This is a genomic window from Halorubrum sp., assembly GCF_046498025.1.
GTDB lineage: Archaea > Halobacteriota > Halobacteria > Halobacteriales > Haloferacaceae > Halorubrum.
This window is the reverse complement of the sequence record NZ_JAWOBM010000078.1, coordinates 17,225-31,047: the sequence shown is the minus strand read 5'-3', so window position 1 is coordinate 31,047 and position 13,823 is coordinate 17,225. Positions and strand designations below refer to the sequence as shown.

Below are 13,823 nucleotides of genomic sequence, written 5' to 3'. Positions count from 1 at the left end.
CCCGAGCGGGCGTCCGTCCAGATGCAATGGCGACCGGAAAGGTTGATTTCTTCAACGACACTGGCGGCTACGGATTTATTGAGACTGACGACGCTGACGACGACGTGTTCTTCCACATGGAAGACGTCGAAGGGCCGGACCTCGAAGAGGGCCAAGAGCTCGAGTTCGACATCGAGTCCTCGCCCAAGGGGCCGCGCGCGTCCAACGTCGTTCGGCAGTAAGCCGATCCGATAAGGTGGGTCGGTCCGGCTGACGCCGAACGCGACTCTGACACGCGATAACGAGACTTTTGCCCGTATCGGACTCACGTCCGACACGGGTTCTTATCACGACACCGAGCGCCGTCGCCGGTCGGGCGGTCGCCGACCGGTCCGGCGGAGGACGGCGAGCGGCGGCGCTGGCGAGCGTGATCCGCGTCGCGACGAAAGCGGAGTTTTCGACCGAATCAGACGTGCTGTCCGAAGAGCCCGCGGCCCTTCGTCACCTCGACGTCGCCCTCGACTTTCGTCTGACACGCGAGGCGGACGTCGTGACTGGGGTGGTGCGGCGGGAACCAGAGGCGGGCCTTCTCCTTCTTTCCGGGCTCGCTCACCTCTCCGTCGACCTGGACCGCACAGGAGCCACACGACCCCACGCCCCGGCAGTTGAGCTGCTCCATCTTGCCGTTGTACACGGAGAGGCCGGCCTCCTTCAAGACGTCGCGTAACACGTCGCCCTTCTCGCACTCGATTTCCTCCCCCTGATAGGATACGGTAGGCATGTCGATGAAGGGTACAGCGGCGATCCACAAAGAGTCTGTGTCCGCGGCGCGGGTGGACCGGGACCGTCGGCCGCGGCGTCCCGAAAACGGGCGTGCGCCAGGCGTCTGACGACGGACGGGGCGTTTTTTTACCTTCGGCACCGCAGAGTTGGCATAATGGGACTCAGGTGTCTGCTCGGGCACGACTTCGGCGAGCCCGAACTACGGCGCGAGCGCGAGGAGGACGGGAACGAGGTCGTCACGACCGTCACCGAGGTGAAGACCTGCGCTCGCTGCGGTGAGACGCAGGTCGTGAGCGAGAACACCGAGGTCACGACGATGGAGCAGCTGGCCGACGAGGCCGCCGCCGGGGCCGGACCGACCGCTCCGACGGACCAGAGCGTCGGCGGCGGTCCAGCTGCGACCGACGAGGTCGGCCCGGACGACGTCCCGGTGGGGCCCGCGTCGACGGACGCCGGAGTCGCCGACGCCGACCCGCCGGTCGACGGGGACGTCGACGACGCCGTGATCATCGATGACGGGGCCGGGGGCGTGGAAACGGGCGCCGAGAACGGGGCCACGGCCGCGAACGACGGGGTCGCGGATCCGGGTGTCGACGAGGGGGCGACGGCTGCGGCCGACGAGGACGCGGAAGGCGGGCCCGTCGGCGAGACGGACGACGGCGTGGAGCTCCTCGAGTCGGGACCGGACGACGAGGCCGGCTCGCTCGGCGGAAGCGACGAGTACGCGGAGTACCCGGAGGTCGAGCACGTGGAGTCGCCGGTCGACGAGGAACAGCGCGCGGAGACGGACGACGGCGTGATCCTCGACGAGGAGGACGAGCCGACGACCGACCGCGAGCGCGGCGCGTGGCCGGAGGTCGACGAGCCCGAGGACGCGCCGACCGCGACGACGCCGTGGCCCGAACAGCACGGGCAGGACGAGGGGTTCAGCGCGGAAGTCGGCGACGGCGACGCGGGCGACGCCGTCGAGTTCGGCGCGGGGCTCACGCCGGAGGCCGCCGACACGGCCTCGAACGACGCGGACGCGGAGTACGTCGAGGGGCCGGCGCGGGATCGCGACGGGGTCGGCGGAGGGGCGGAACAGCGGGACGGCGAAGCGGAGTCGATCGACGCGGGGACCGGGATCACCCGTCCCGAGAGCCCCGATCTCGAGACGTCGATGTCGGAGACGGCGACGGAGTACCACTGTCCCGAGTGCGGCATGACCCGGGAGTCCGACGGCAACTCCATGCGCGCGGGCGACATCTGTCCCGAGTGCAAGCGCGGATACGTCACCGAACGCCCGATCTGATTCGCGAGGAGTTCGGCTCGGGTCGTCGGGCGTCCGGACCGACGGCGTCGGACGGGCTGCTCAACGGCCTGAAGACCCCGTGACGAAACTGGTTTACGCCCCCCTGTCGAACGGTCGCGGCATGAAGGAGTACAAGATGCGCCGCGGCGAGCATCTGGACGAACGCATGCCCGACCTGAAGGGATCCATCGAGGAGTACTTCGGCGAGGTCAGCGGGACCGAGGAGTGGCAGGGCCACGAGCTGTACGTCGTCGAGGACCCCGACAACCCCGTCTTCGAACGGATTGTGGCCGGCACCGCCGAGTACGGCAGCAAGAAGGACAAGCTCGCGGTCCACTTCGAGGAGCGGCCGGCCGAGGACGTCATCGCCGAGGGGAACGCCGACGCCGCCGCCGACGCGGTCGACGCGAAAAACGAGTTCCTGCTGGAGGCGACGGGGCGCGACGCGAAGTCCCGCCGCGACTCGCTGAAGCGCGAGGTCGAGGACGACGCCCCCGACTACTGAACGGACCGACTGCCCCCGCTACGTGTCGTATCGGTCGCTCGCGCGGACGACCCCGCCCTCGTCGTCGACCGCGGTGACCGAGCAGTTGTCGACCGACAGCCCCGTGAGCGACTCGACCACCGAGAGGCCGCGGCGCTCGCCGAGGAGGAGCCGGATCGGGTTCACGTGGGTGACGGCGACGACCGTCTCCTCCCGCGCGCGCAGGTCGGCGGCCGCGTCGAGGACGCGCTCGCGGACCGCGAGCCAGCTCTCGCCGCTCTCGGGCGCGCGCTCGGCCGCTGCCCGCCCGTTTTCCAGCAGGTCGAAGGCGGGGAATCGCTCGAAGAAGTCGTCGGACGAGAGCCCCTGAAAGACGCCGAAGTCGCGCTCGCGGAGCCGCGGGTCGGTCTCCACCTCGGCCCCGGCGGCCGCGGCGATCGGCTCGGCGGTCTCGATGGTCCGCGCGAGGTCGGAGGCGACGACCGCGTCGACCGCGTGGCGCTCGACGAGCGCGTCGGCGACCCGCGCGGCCTCCCCACGTCCGCGGTCCGAGAGGCCGACGGGCGCCCACCCTTGGATCCGACCGACCTCGTTCCACTCGGTCGTCCCGTGTCTGACGAACAGCGTGCTCACGGCCGAGAGAGGGGAGCGCGCGGCAAGGAGGTTTCGCTGGGAGGCGGGCGTGCGGAAGGGACCGACGACCGACGACGGGGTGTCGACGGCCGATCAGGGACGACAGGCTATTGACGACTCGCCGGGTAGAGAGAACGAATGCGCCAGGACCCGATCCCGGCTCCGGTCGCCGACCGGCTGTCGATCGCGGCTCGCCGTCTGCGGGCGGCTCGTCGGACCGCGCTCGACCGCGTCGCTGTCGAGGACACGGAGTGGGAGTACGCGGGTCGGACGTGGTCGTGGCCGGCGGGCGAGGCGAGGACCTACTTTCACGAGCTCGCGCCGGGCGAGCGCGAGGTCCTCGACGACCTGATCGCCGAGCTCAACGACCTCACCGGGGCGACCGAGCCGAACGCATCTCGCCCGGAGTCAGAGCCGGGAGCCGAGGTCGTCGGGTTCGGTACGGGCCGCGTCGCCGTCGGGATCCCCGAGTCGATCCGCTGGGAGGTGGAGACGACCGGTGAGGGAGCCGAATCGACGCCTCGGGAACCGGACGTGACCGGCAACGGGTCGGACGTGACCGACGCGGGGTCGAGAACGGTCGCCGACGATCCCCTCGTCGCGAAGCTGGCGCGGTACGGGCCGTCCGCGGAGATGGGCGACGGGCGCCTGCAGAACCGCCGCGAGCGCCGGATCTGGTCGGCGATCGGGTCGCACCCGTTCCTCCCCGTCCTCGACGGCGACGGCGACGGGGACTGGATCGTCATGCCGCGCGCGGACGTCCCGCCGGACGAGGCGGTCCGGGAGGAGGCGCTCGACCGGATGCGGGCTGCGCTGGCGCCCTATCGCGACCGGTTCCACTTCGACGAGCTCAAACCGGAGAACGTCGGCGCCTACCGCGGCCGATTCTGGGTCGTCGACTACGGGCGACCGTGGGGCGAGCCGCTGTTCGTGGAGCCGCCGAGCCGGTCGGACGCGACCGAGTCCGGATCGTCGGACGAGAGACCGGCCGGTTCCGGCGTTCAAAAGGCTGAAACGGCCGAATTCCCCGGAACGAATCCGGGCGAGGAACGTCAGGATCGATCAAGTGAAAATTAATTCAGAACTGAGTTAAAACTTCGACAGTCTTAAACCGGCAGGCGGCGAAGTAGGGGTATGAGCATAGAGACAGTACTGCTTGCCGTTGGTACCGAGGACGAAAAGCGGACCGAACAGCTGGCGAAGGAGGCCATCGCGGTCGCCGAGCCCGCGGGCGCGGAGGTCGTCTTGACCCACGTGTTCACCGACGAGGAGTTCGACGGGGTCCGGGCGAAACTCGGCGTAAACGAGTCAAGCGAGGGCTCGACGCCGGACGCCGTCGCGGAGCGACACACCACGACGCGGGCGATCGCGAAGGCGCTCTCCGAGGCCGGCGTCCGGTACTCGATCCGCGGGGAGATCGGCGACCACGCCGACAAGGTGGTCGAGACGGCCACGGCCGTCGGCGCCGACCGCATCGTCGTCGGCGGACGGGGTCGGTCGCCGACCGGCAAGGCCGTCTTCGGGAGCATCGCGCAGGACGTCATGCTCTCGTCCCCGTGCCCCGTGACCTTCGTGCGCGAGGTCGCGGCCTGAGAGCGCGGCGAACCGTCTCGGGAAGCGTCCCGCTTAAGTGATACCGGAACGCGATTTTAGCCGATGTACTACGTGGGCGTCGACCTCGGGGCGACGAACGTCCGGGCGGTCGTCGGCGACGAGACGGCGACGATTCTCGGTTCCGACGAGCGGGGCACCCCCCGCGGGCCGAACGGGATCGCCGTGACGGAGGCCGTGCTGGGCGTCGTCCGCGGCGCGTGTTCGGCCGCGGAGATCGACCCGACCGAGGCCGTCGCGGCCGGGATCGGCTCGATCGGTCCCCTCGACCTCGCGGCCGGGGTCGTCCAGGGGCCGGCGAACCTCCCGGACACCGTCGAGCGGATCCCCCTCGTGGGACCCGTCTCCCAGCTCCTCGACACCGACGAGGTCCACCTCCACAACGACACCGTCGCCGGCGTCATCGGCGAGCGGTTCCACGCCGAGCGCAACCCCGACGACATGGTGTACCTCACGATCTCCTCGGGGATCGGCGCGGGGGTCGCCGTCGACGGCAACGTGCTCTCGGGGTGGGACGGCAACGCCGGCGAGGTGGGCCACATGACCGTCGACCCGCACGGCTTCATGACCTGCGGGTGCGGCCTCGACGGCCACTGGGAGGGGTACTGCTCCGGTAACAACATCCCGAAGTACGCCCGCGAGCTCCACGCTGAGGACCCGGTCGAGACCTCGCTGCCCATCGAGGACCCCGACTTCTCCGCGGTGGACGTGTTCGAGGCGGCCGGCGACGACATCTTCGCCGACCACGTGATCGACCAGGTCGCTCACTGGAACGCCATGGGCGTCGCCAACGTGATACACGCGTACGCTCCGCTCGTGGTGAGCGTCGGCGGCGCGGTCGCGCTCAACAACCCCGAACGCGTGCTCGACCCCATCCGCGAGAAGCTCGCCGAGATGGTGTTCATCAACGTCCCGGAGTTCCGGCTCACCGAACTCGGCGACGAGGTCGTCGTGAAGGGAGCGCTCGCGAGCGCGCTCACCGGGGGCACGGGCGACCGCTCGCGAGTTGAGACGCCGCCCAGTTGATCGGTGTGAAACGCGCGGCGACGGTCAGTCCTCGAACTCGGTCATTTCCGGCTTGACGTTCGGGTCGACCGAGTCCCGCGTCTCCAGGTACGCGTCCCGGTACCGCCAGATCTTGCGCAGGAGGACGTAGCCGAACGCGCCCTGAAAGAGGAGGACGAAGACGAACAGCGCCGAGATCCGCGACAGGGGAGTGAGCGCCGAGGCCACCGAGGTGACCGGACCGACGAGGGTGTTGTACAGCGCGTGGATCACGGCGGCTATGACGAGCCCCTTCACGACGATCGGGCCGCGGTTCTCCGGGTTGAACTTCGCCAGCCCGAGGTAGTAGCCCGCGAACGCCGAGTAGACGACGTGGCCCGGGCCCGCGAGCGCGCGGAGGGCCGTGATCCCGTCGCCCGCGCCGAGGACGGCGAACCCGAGCGTCAGCTCCGACATCTCGACGTTCTGGACGATGTAGACGAGGTTCTCGATGACGACGAAGCCGAGCCCGGCGATCGCCCCGTACACCGCGCCGTCCACGACGGCGTCGAACCGGTCGTCCGTGTACGCGTACAGCCGGACCGCGAGCAGCTTCACCGTCTCCTCGACGGGACCGACGATCACGAAGAAGAAGAGGACGAATCCGAGGAACCCGAACGGGGCGAAGAGGGGCTGTGCGTAGCTGTTGAGCACGGCGGCGAACGTCGCGGTGAGGATCGACAGCAGGAACGTCGCCACGAGCAGGGAGAGCGGCTCCGCGGTCGTGACGTCGGAGACGTACACGTACGCGGCGAGGCCGAACGCCGGGATCGCCGAGAGGCCGACGAGCATCGCGACGGCGGGGTCGAAGACGAGCCCGAGACCGAAGGATCCGAGGATGGCGAGGAGCCCCAAGAGGGCGACGAAGACGACGAGCGCCTTCGCCGACCGGGTGATGAGCCAGTACAGCGCGACCGAGAGGCCGTCGAGGGAGGTGCGCTCCTCCCACGTGGCCACGTCGTAGAGGTCGCGGTCGTCGGAGGCGCGCGACTTGACCGGGTCCGACGGGGATGACATACGGCTCGGTTCGGCCCGCGGTGACTTAAGCCGTGGCCGAGGCGGAGACCCGAAACAACTCGCGCGGCGCGAGCGGTCCGAGCCGATGGAGTTGAAACCGCGGCGTCCGAAGGGACGGTATGCACTTCGACCGACGGACTCAGCAGGCGCTGCGCGAGGCGGGGCTCGACGCGGACGCGATCGCGACCGCCTCCGACCGCGTCGCCGAGCTGGTCGCCGCGGACGCCGACCGGCTGCGGGCGTTCTTCGCCGCCGAGGGGCCGTACTACTCCGACATGGAGCTGGCTCACAGCACGGCCGAGACGCAGGAGCATTCGACCGCCGACGTCGACCTGTTCACCCACGGGAGCGACCTCCGCGGGTACCTCTCGCTCGATGGGTGGGGAGTCCCGGTCGAGGACGGGCGGGTGTTGCGGACGGCGGAGGGCGAAGACGGCGAGAGCGAGGACGAAGACGGCGGCGAAGCCCCCGTCCTCGTCGAGCTCTCGCTCGGCGAGACGATCCACGGTCGGGTCCGCTTCGCCCGCGACCCGGAGGAGCTGTGACCGCCGCCGTCCGCGTCCGCGGCATCTACGCCACCGCCCTGACGCGGTTCCTGCTCGACGCGGGCCACGAGGTCGTCGACGCGTCGCCGCCGATCCGCCGGCGCTTCGAGGCGGACTTCGAGAACGCGCCGCCGGAGGTCCGGATCGAGACGACGGCCGACAGGCAGGGCGTCGGCGTCCGCGGCGACCCCGAGACGGTGGCGTCGCTCCGCGATCGGCTGCGCGGCGTGGGGCGCGACGCGCTGGCGTGGACCGACCCGACGCCGCCGGGAACCGTCCTCGACGGCGAGGTGACCGAGACGCTCGGCGGCGGGGCGGTGGTGCGGCTCCGCGCCGGCGACGGCGCGACCGCCGAGGGGTACCTCCCGTACGGGAGCGTCGACGACCGCGTCGAGACCGGGGACCCGGTCCGGGTGCGGGTCGGCGCGTCCGCGGCGCCGTGGACGGACCGGCGCCCCGAGCTGGACGGCTCGCTGCGCGCCGGTGACGGGCTCGTCGCGCTTGAGCCGGGCTCGGGCACCCGAGTCGACGTCCGAAACGACGAGGCCGCCCGGGAGCTGGCGGGGATGCTCGACCTGCTCGGACTGGAGCCGCCGGACGGGTGGCGGGCGGTCTGGAAGCCGCCCGCGGTCGACGCCGACACGGAGGCGCTGGAGGCGGGACTCGAGCGCGCCGTCGCCGCGGCCGAGGGGCTCGGCGACGCGGTCGACGCGGCCGGCGGCGTCGGCGTCCTCGACGACACCGGGCGGGTCCGCGACGAGCCGCTCGCGTCGCCGACCGCGGGCGCGTGGGTGTGGTTCGGCCGCGAGAGCCGGTTCGCGCTCGACGACCGGCGCCGCGAGGCGACGGCGACGATGCCGGGCCACCACCGGGTGAAGGCGGGATCGGGGGACGCGTCGGCCGGCGTCGACCTCGCGGAGGCGCTCTGCGAGCCGGACCCGGACGCCGCGTTCCCGTTCGGGGTCGTGACGGACGCGTTCGGGCCGAGCGAGGGCGACGCGCTCCGGATCGACCACGGGAAGCCCGACGGTCGGCTCCTCACGCTCGGCGAGGGGACCGTCACGGGCGTCGACGCGGACGGCTCGGTCACCCTCGAGCGCGAGATGACCGGCAGCGGCATCTACGACGGGCTCGGCGTGGCGCGCGAGGCCGGAGACATCGCCGAGACGAGCCTGAAAGAGGGCCGGTGGTGGTACCCGACCACGTACCGGGGGCGCGACGGGACGGTTCGGGGCACCTACGTCAACGTCTGTACCCCGGTCGAGGTGTTCCCGGACGCCGCGCGCTACGTGGACCTCCACGTCGACGTGGTGAAGCGCCCGGACGGGACCGTCGAGCGCCTCGACGACGACGAGCTGCGGGACGCGGAAGCGACCGGCGACGTGCCGGAGCCGCTGGCGGAGAAGGCGCGGAGCGTCGCGTCCGCGCTGGAGAACGCCTTATAAACAGTACCGGATCGCCGCGGCCCTCAGTCGACGTCGCCGAGCGTCCCGGCGTCACCTCGAAGCGTCCGACGTCGCCACGGAGCGTCCGAACGCCGTTTCGGATCGTCCCGTCCCTCTCTCGGGTCGTCCCGACCCCGCGTGTTCTTATCCCGAATACGGACGGACGAAACACCTCTCGTTCGTTACAATAACATTATAAATCATCGCATACATGGCGAACGCATAATGGGCGAAAAACAATCACAGCACGAATTTCAGGAGACGAGCCGGCGGGGGTTCCTCGGGAGCGTGGGGGCGCTGGTGGCCGCGGCCGCGTACTCGCGAGACGTCTCGGCCGCGGACGCCGAGACGGTCGCGAACGGCGACGACGACCCGGTCCAGACGGTCGAGTCCCCGGACGGATCGATCGCGGTGACGGTCGACGTCGCCGACGGGATCCCGACCTACGAGGTCGTCCGCGGCGGGACGACGTACGTCGAGCCGTCGTCCCTCGGCTTCGACTTCCGGAACCAGGCGTCGTTCGGCGCGTCGAGCGCGACGGACGGGGGCGCCGTCCCGCTGACCGTCACGGGGACCGAGCGCGAGGCCGACGCCGAGCAGTGGGAGCCGGTCTGGGGGGCGTTCGACGAGGTGTCGGCGGAGTACAACGCCCTGCGCATCGGGCTCACGGACGGCGACGTGGAAGGCAGTACGGAGGTCAGCGGGGCCGACGCGGTGGACGGCCGGAGCGCCACCCTCCAGGTCCGGGTCTTCGACGACGGGATCGGCCTGCGTGTCGTGCTCGGGGAGGGGTTCGCGAGCAACGCCGAGCGGGCGGTGATCGAGGCGGAGAACACGGGCGTCGCGTTCGCGGACGACTACGACGCGTGGTGGATCGGAAACGAGGTGACCAACCCGCGGTTCGAGCAGGAGTACGCGGAGACGCCGCTCTCGGAGATCCCGGGCGGGACCCGGCCCACGCGGCCGACCGACACCCCGATCCGCGAGGGCGCGCACACCCCGCTGACGGTCGACGCGGGCGACGCGTACCTGAGCGTCCACGAGGCGAACCTCGACGACTACGCCGCGACGACGCTCGCCCCCCGTGACGACGGCGGCGGAACCGCGTTCCGCACGGCGCTCACCCCCCTCCCCGACGGGACGAAGGCGTCGCTGGAGCTCCCCGCGGCGACGCCGTGGCGGACGGTCCAGCTCGTCGACCGACCGGGCGGGTTAATCGAGTCGCAGCTCGTCCCCCTGCTCTCCGACCCGCTCGACGAGTCGGCGCTCCCGACCGTCGGCGGCGCGCCCGACACCGACTGGATCGAGCCCCGCAAGTACGTCGGCATCTGGTGGACGATGATCGCCGGGTCGGCGAACTGGGAGTACAAGACCGACGAGGAGGTCAGGGCCGACGACGGCAACCCGGCCGCCTACGTCCACGGCGCCCGGACCGAGCGGATGAAGCGGTACATGCGGTTCGCGAGCGAGAACGGCATCGACAGCGTCCTCGTCGAGGGGTGGAACGAGGGGTGGGACACCTATCCGGGCGACGGCTCCGGCTTCGAGTTCGGCGTCGACGACTCGTATCCCGACTTCGACGTCCGGGAGGCGACCGACTTCGGCGCGTCGCTGCCGGAGCCGGTCGAGATGACGATCCATAATGAGACCGCGGGCAACCTCCCGAACTACGAGGACGCGATCCTCGACGGGGACGCGTTCGCGGGGTACGAGTCGGTCGGCATCAACTCGATCAAGAACGGCTACGTCTCGGACGCCGGGCTCGGCATCGACGGCGACGGCTCGGCGCCGACCCACAACCAGCACAACCAGCTCGCGGTGAACCACCACCGGCTGGTGATCCGCGAGGCCGCCGCGAACCGCCAGCTGTTGGAGATCCACGAGGGGATCAAGCCGACCGGCGAGATCCGCACCTACCCGAACGTGGCGAACCGCGAGGTCGTCAAGGCCCAGGAGTACGACGGGTTCGGCCAGCTCGGCTCGAACGTCGGTCGCGGCCACCACGTCACGCTCCCGTTCACGCGCAACCTCGCGGGGCCGGTGAGCTACCAGCCGGGCATCTTCGATCTCACCTTCAACGACGACCGCGGCGACCAGATTCAGACGACGCGCGCGAAACAGCTCGCGATGTACCCGACGTACCTGAGCGGGCTCCAGATGGCCGCCGACCGGATCGAGGCGTACGTCGACGAGACGTTCGCGGTGGGCGAGGGGCTCCAGGCCGCCGCCGGCGACCTCGACGGCCTCGTCACCGACGACACGTGGCGGAACGCGTTCGGGACCAACTTCGTCGCCGTCGACCCGAACCGCGCGCCGAGCGGGTCGTCGGTCTCGTTCACCGTCCGCGACGTCCCCGCGGCGGGGACGTACGACCTCCACCTCCGGTACGCGAGCGCCCCCGAGGAGAACGCGGGCCGGGTGATCGACGCCGGCGGCCCGCGGGCCACCCTGCGCGTCGGCGACGAGCGCGAGACGATCGAGCCCGGGTTCACCGACTACTGGGACGACTGGGACCTGTTCACGACCGAGGTCGAGCTGGACGCCGGCGACACCGAGGTCGCGATCGAGCTCGACTACGCGGAGGGCGACGACGGCTTCGCCGGCGACGTCGGCGGGTTCAACCTCAACGCGCTCGCGGTCACGGAGTCGGGCGATCCCTCTCCGGTGCCGGCCGAGTACGAGGGGTACGTCCCCGAGAACGAGAACTTCGACGCCGAGCCCGAGTTCGGCTTCATCGAGTCGGTGCCGGCGGCCGGCTGGGACGAGACGCGCGTCGTCGGCTCCGCGATCGGCGACTACATCGCCATCGCGCGCCGGGCGGGCGAGGAGTGGTACGTCGGCGCCATGACCGACGGCGGCGGGCGGGCCGTCGACGTCCCGCTGGACTTCCTCGCCCCCGGAGACTCCGGCGGGAAGGGAGGCGACGACGGAACCGGTACCGGAAACGACCGAAGCGGTCCGAAGTACGTCGCCGAGATCCACTCCGACGCGGTCGGTGCCGGCGTGGACGCCGCTCCGACGGGCGTCCGGATCGACGAGGCGGTCGTCGATCCCGAGACGACCCTGCTCGCGTCGATGGCGCCGAGCGGCGGGACGGCCGTCAGGCTGCGGGCGGCACGGGGGCGCGAGATCAACCGGCTCCCGGAGTACGAGCGCCCGGAGCAGGACCTGACCGTCGGTATCGCCGCCGAGACCGACTTCGACGAGCCCTTCCTCACCGCGACCGGCTCCAACGACGGCGACTACATCGGCGGGACGACGGTGGAGATCGTCGTCGACGGCGAGGTCGCCGCTGTCGACAACGTCCGGCTTCCGCCGGACGCGACGGACGAGACGGTCACCCTCGGCTTCAGCATCGCGCGGGTCGGCACGTTCGACGTCGTCGTCCGCGAGCCCGACGACGGAGCCGAACTGGCGTCCGGCCGCGTCACGGTGACGCTCGGTGACCTCGTCGCCGAGCTCACCGACCCGCGGGGAGACGATACCGGTCCCGGCGAGTACGTGTACCCGACCGACGGCGCGTTCCGAGACGGCGCGTTCGACCTGCGTTCGGTCCGCGTGCTGGAGACGGACGAGGAGTACCGGTTCGCCTTCGAGGTGGAGACCCTGTACGCCGCCTTCGGCGGGACCTTCTCCCCGCACTACTTCGTCGTCTACCTGCGCGATCCGTCCGCCGACGGGGGGCGGACGACCGAGCTCGGCGGAGAGTCGGGGCTCGGGATCACCGCCGAGTTCGCCGACCCGTGGCAGTACCGGATCGGCGCGAGCGGCTTCGACGTCGGTATCGTCGACGCCGACGGGAACCGGCTCGGCACGCCGGAGGTCTTCGCCAGCTTCGAGTCGAACGTCGCGGTCCTCTCGGTTCCGAAGTCCGCGCTCGGCGATCCGGACCTCTCCGAGTGGGAGGCGCTGCCGGTCGTCGGCTCGGAGGACTTCGGCGCGTTCCGCGACGTACAGGTGAACGCCGGCGGGTTCGTCTTCGGCGGCGCGCGCGAGGACGCGGTCGACAACGCCCCGAGCGTCATCGATCTGGTGCCTCCGGACGAAGTCAGCCAGTCCGAGGCGTTGGACTACGGCCCCGACTCGCTGGCCACGCTGCCGTTCACGTCGCTGTAGCGGGCCGGTACGTCGCGACGAGCGTCGAAAAGCGAGCGGACGGGGCGGGGAGGCCCCCGGTCTCAGAAGTGGTTCGCGGACTCGGTCTCGTGTTTCAGCTCGCCGCCGCGGCCGCCCTCGACGGTAGAGGCGCCCTGGTCGCCCGAGGAGGCGGTCCGGACCGTCACGTTCTCGACCTCGTCGAAGTCCATGATCAGGTCGCGGCGGATGTTGTCGGCCGTGATGTTCGAGATGCCGCAACCGGAGCAGGTGCCGCCGAGCTCGACGACGACCTCGCCGCTCTCGGGGTCGGCCTCGCGCACGACGCTCGTGCCGCCATGCATCTGGATGATCGGCATCTGTCCGACCATCCACCGCTCGACTCGGTCCGCGAGGCTCTCGTCGCTCATTGATGAACGTTGGCACCCGAGCCTATGGAAGCTTGCGGTTTCAGAGCCAACCGAATCGACGAAACGAACTGTGTCACCGTCGATCCCGCAGAAGCCGCGCTCCGAAACCGATTTTCGTTTCGCCGTCGGTCATTCGTCGCGGTCGTCGGCGCGCTCCGACTGACTCGGGAGACGGGTTGGGTCGGCGGGTTCGTCGCCGTGCACGGCGTCGTCGCGTTCGAGGAGGTACAGGAGCGGGCCGAGCGCGGCCAGCACGAGCACGCCGGGGAGCGGCGCGTCGGGGACGAGCAGGGCGGTGGTCAGGCTCGCGCCGGAGGTGACGAGGACGAAGGCGGCCCACAGCGGCGGCGAACCGAGGTCGACGCCGACGCGCGCGGCGTCACGGTACACGAGAACGACCGCGACGACGGCGAGAAGCGCGGCGGCGCCGACGCCGACGACCGTGGTGACTGACATACCGCCCGTTCGGGCGAGACGCGAAAAAGG

The 13,823-nt window shown here is 70.8% G+C and carries 14 protein-coding genes; 9 read left to right on the top strand and 5 right to left on the bottom strand.

The genetic code is table 11. From position 1 onward, the window contains the following. The first annotated feature begins 26 nt into the window (after positions 1-26). Complete coding sequence (locus R6U01_RS14185) at positions 27-221, top strand: cold-shock protein (RefSeq protein ID WP_004048101.1); 195 nt, start codon at positions 27-29, stop codon at positions 219-221. Between the two features lie 224 nt (positions 222-445). On the opposite strand, the gene R6U01_RS14180 is transcribed toward R6U01_RS14185, so the two are convergent. After that, on the bottom strand, positions 446-760 hold the full coding sequence (locus R6U01_RS14180; protein WP_410287096.1) for a 2Fe-2S iron-sulfur cluster-binding protein: 315 nt from the start codon (positions 758-760) through the stop codon (positions 446-448). 156 nt (positions 761-916) lie between these two features. Here R6U01_RS14180 and R6U01_RS14175 point away from each other — a divergent pair, with 156 nt between their 5' ends. Together R6U01_RS14175 and R6U01_RS14170 are read left to right on the top strand one after the other, a co-directional pair. Next, positions 917-2,053, top strand: coding sequence for a hypothetical protein (locus tag R6U01_RS14175; RefSeq protein ID WP_410287095.1), 1,137 nt, complete (start codon positions 917-919; stop codon positions 2,051-2,053). A gap of 121 nt (positions 2,054-2,174) precedes the next feature. After that, complete coding sequence (locus R6U01_RS14170; RefSeq protein ID WP_410287094.1) at positions 2,175-2,558, top strand: DUF5611 family protein; 384 nt, start codon at positions 2,175-2,177, stop codon at positions 2,556-2,558. Between the two features lie 18 nt (positions 2,559-2,576). On the opposite strand, the gene R6U01_RS14165 is transcribed toward R6U01_RS14170, so the two are convergent. Beyond that, entirely contained in the window at positions 2,577-3,170 is a 594-nt protein-coding gene (locus tag R6U01_RS14165) for a histidine phosphatase family protein (protein WP_410287093.1), read from the bottom strand. A 138-nt stretch (positions 3,171-3,308) separates the two neighbouring features. Between R6U01_RS14165 and R6U01_RS14160 the strand changes: the two genes are divergently transcribed. The 3 genes from R6U01_RS14160 (at position 3,309) to R6U01_RS14150 (ending at position 5,807) form a co-directional block, all read left to right on the top strand. Next, complete coding sequence (locus R6U01_RS14160) at positions 3,309-4,247, top strand: hypothetical protein (RefSeq protein WP_410287092.1); 939 nt, start codon at positions 3,309-3,311, stop codon at positions 4,245-4,247. A gap of 57 nt (positions 4,248-4,304) precedes the next feature. Continuing rightward, entirely contained in the window at positions 4,305-4,763 is a 459-nt protein-coding gene (locus R6U01_RS14155) for a universal stress protein (protein WP_410287091.1), read from the top strand. Between the two features lie 63 nt (positions 4,764-4,826). Next, a complete protein-coding gene (locus R6U01_RS14150; protein ID WP_410287090.1) occupies positions 4,827-5,807 on the top strand; it encodes an ROK family protein in 981 nt (326 codons plus the stop codon). 24 nt (positions 5,808-5,831) lie between these two features. On the opposite strand, the gene R6U01_RS14145 is transcribed toward R6U01_RS14150, so the two are convergent. Next, on the bottom strand, positions 5,832-6,842 hold the full coding sequence (locus R6U01_RS14145; RefSeq protein WP_410287089.1) for a PrsW family intramembrane metalloprotease: 1,011 nt from the start codon (positions 6,840-6,842) through the stop codon (positions 5,832-5,834). Between the two features lie 119 nt (positions 6,843-6,961). Between R6U01_RS14145 and R6U01_RS14140 the strand changes: the two genes are divergently transcribed. The 3 genes from R6U01_RS14140 to R6U01_RS14130 all read left to right on the top strand — a co-directional run bounded on the left by R6U01_RS14140 (position 6,962) and on the right by R6U01_RS14130 (position 12,948). Continuing rightward, entirely contained in the window at positions 6,962-7,387 is a 426-nt protein-coding gene (locus R6U01_RS14140; protein ID WP_410287088.1) for a hypothetical protein, read from the top strand. Then, a complete protein-coding gene (locus R6U01_RS14135) occupies positions 7,384-8,832 on the top strand; it encodes a DUF402 domain-containing protein (RefSeq protein WP_410287087.1) in 1,449 nt (482 codons plus the stop codon). Before R6U01_RS14140 ends, R6U01_RS14135 begins: the two co-directional genes overlap by 4 nt. Positions 8,833-9,057: 225 nt before the next feature. After that, the gene (locus R6U01_RS14130) at positions 9,058-12,948 is read left to right on the top strand and encodes a glycoside hydrolase family 97 catalytic domain-containing protein (protein ID WP_410287086.1); all 3,891 of its coding nucleotides are present in this window, start codon (positions 9,058-9,060) and stop codon (positions 12,946-12,948) included. A 62-nt stretch (positions 12,949-13,010) separates the two neighbouring features. Here R6U01_RS14130 and R6U01_RS14125 read toward each other — a convergent pair whose 3' ends face one another. Together R6U01_RS14125 and R6U01_RS14120 are read right to left on the bottom strand one after the other, a co-directional pair. Then, on the bottom strand, positions 13,011-13,337 hold the full coding sequence (locus R6U01_RS14125) for a NifU family protein (RefSeq protein ID WP_410287085.1): 327 nt from the start codon (positions 13,335-13,337) through the stop codon (positions 13,011-13,013). A 129-nt stretch (positions 13,338-13,466) separates the two neighbouring features. Continuing rightward, positions 13,467-13,793 carry a hypothetical protein gene (locus tag R6U01_RS14120; protein ID WP_410287084.1) on the bottom strand — a complete coding sequence of 109 codons (327 nt, stop codon included), beginning with the start codon at positions 13,791-13,793 and terminating at the stop codon, positions 13,467-13,469. Positions 13,794-13,823 lie beyond the last annotated feature (30 nt).

What these genes read in the sequence shown, in the direction of transcription:
- R6U01_RS14175 (WP_410287095.1), top strand. Translation starts at nt 917, where the DNA reads ATGGGACTCAGGTGTCTGCTCGGGCACGACTTCGGCGAGCCCGAACTA.
- R6U01_RS14125 (WP_410287085.1), bottom strand. Translation starts at nt 13,337, where the DNA reads ATGAGCGACGAGAGCCTCGCGGACCGAGTCGAGCGGTGGATGGTCGGA.
- R6U01_RS14150 (WP_410287090.1), top strand. Translation starts at nt 4,827, where the DNA reads ATGTACTACGTGGGCGTCGACCTCGGGGCGACGAACGTCCGGGCGGTC.
- R6U01_RS14145 (WP_410287089.1), bottom strand. Translation starts at nt 6,842, where the DNA reads ATGTCATCCCCGTCGGACCCGGTCAAGTCGCGCGCCTCCGACGACCGC.
- R6U01_RS14160 (WP_410287092.1), top strand. Translation starts at nt 3,309, where the DNA reads ATGCGCCAGGACCCGATCCCGGCTCCGGTCGCCGACCGGCTGTCGATC.
- R6U01_RS14130 (WP_410287086.1), top strand. Translation starts at nt 9,058, where the DNA reads ATGGGCGAAAAACAATCACAGCACGAATTTCAGGAGACGAGCCGGCGG.
- R6U01_RS14155 (WP_410287091.1), top strand. Translation starts at nt 4,305, where the DNA reads ATGAGCATAGAGACAGTACTGCTTGCCGTTGGTACCGAGGACGAAAAG.
- R6U01_RS14170 (WP_410287094.1), top strand. Translation starts at nt 2,175, where the DNA reads ATGAAGGAGTACAAGATGCGCCGCGGCGAGCATCTGGACGAACGCATG.
- R6U01_RS14185 (WP_004048101.1), top strand. Translation starts at nt 27, where the DNA reads ATGGCGACCGGAAAGGTTGATTTCTTCAACGACACTGGCGGCTACGGA.
- R6U01_RS14120 (WP_410287084.1), bottom strand. Translation starts at nt 13,793, where the DNA reads ATGTCAGTCACCACGGTCGTCGGCGTCGGCGCCGCCGCGCTTCTCGCC.
- R6U01_RS14180 (WP_410287096.1), bottom strand. Translation starts at nt 760, where the DNA reads ATGCCTACCGTATCCTATCAGGGGGAGGAAATCGAGTGCGAGAAGGGC.
- R6U01_RS14140 (WP_410287088.1), top strand. Translation starts at nt 6,962, where the DNA reads ATGCACTTCGACCGACGGACTCAGCAGGCGCTGCGCGAGGCGGGGCTC.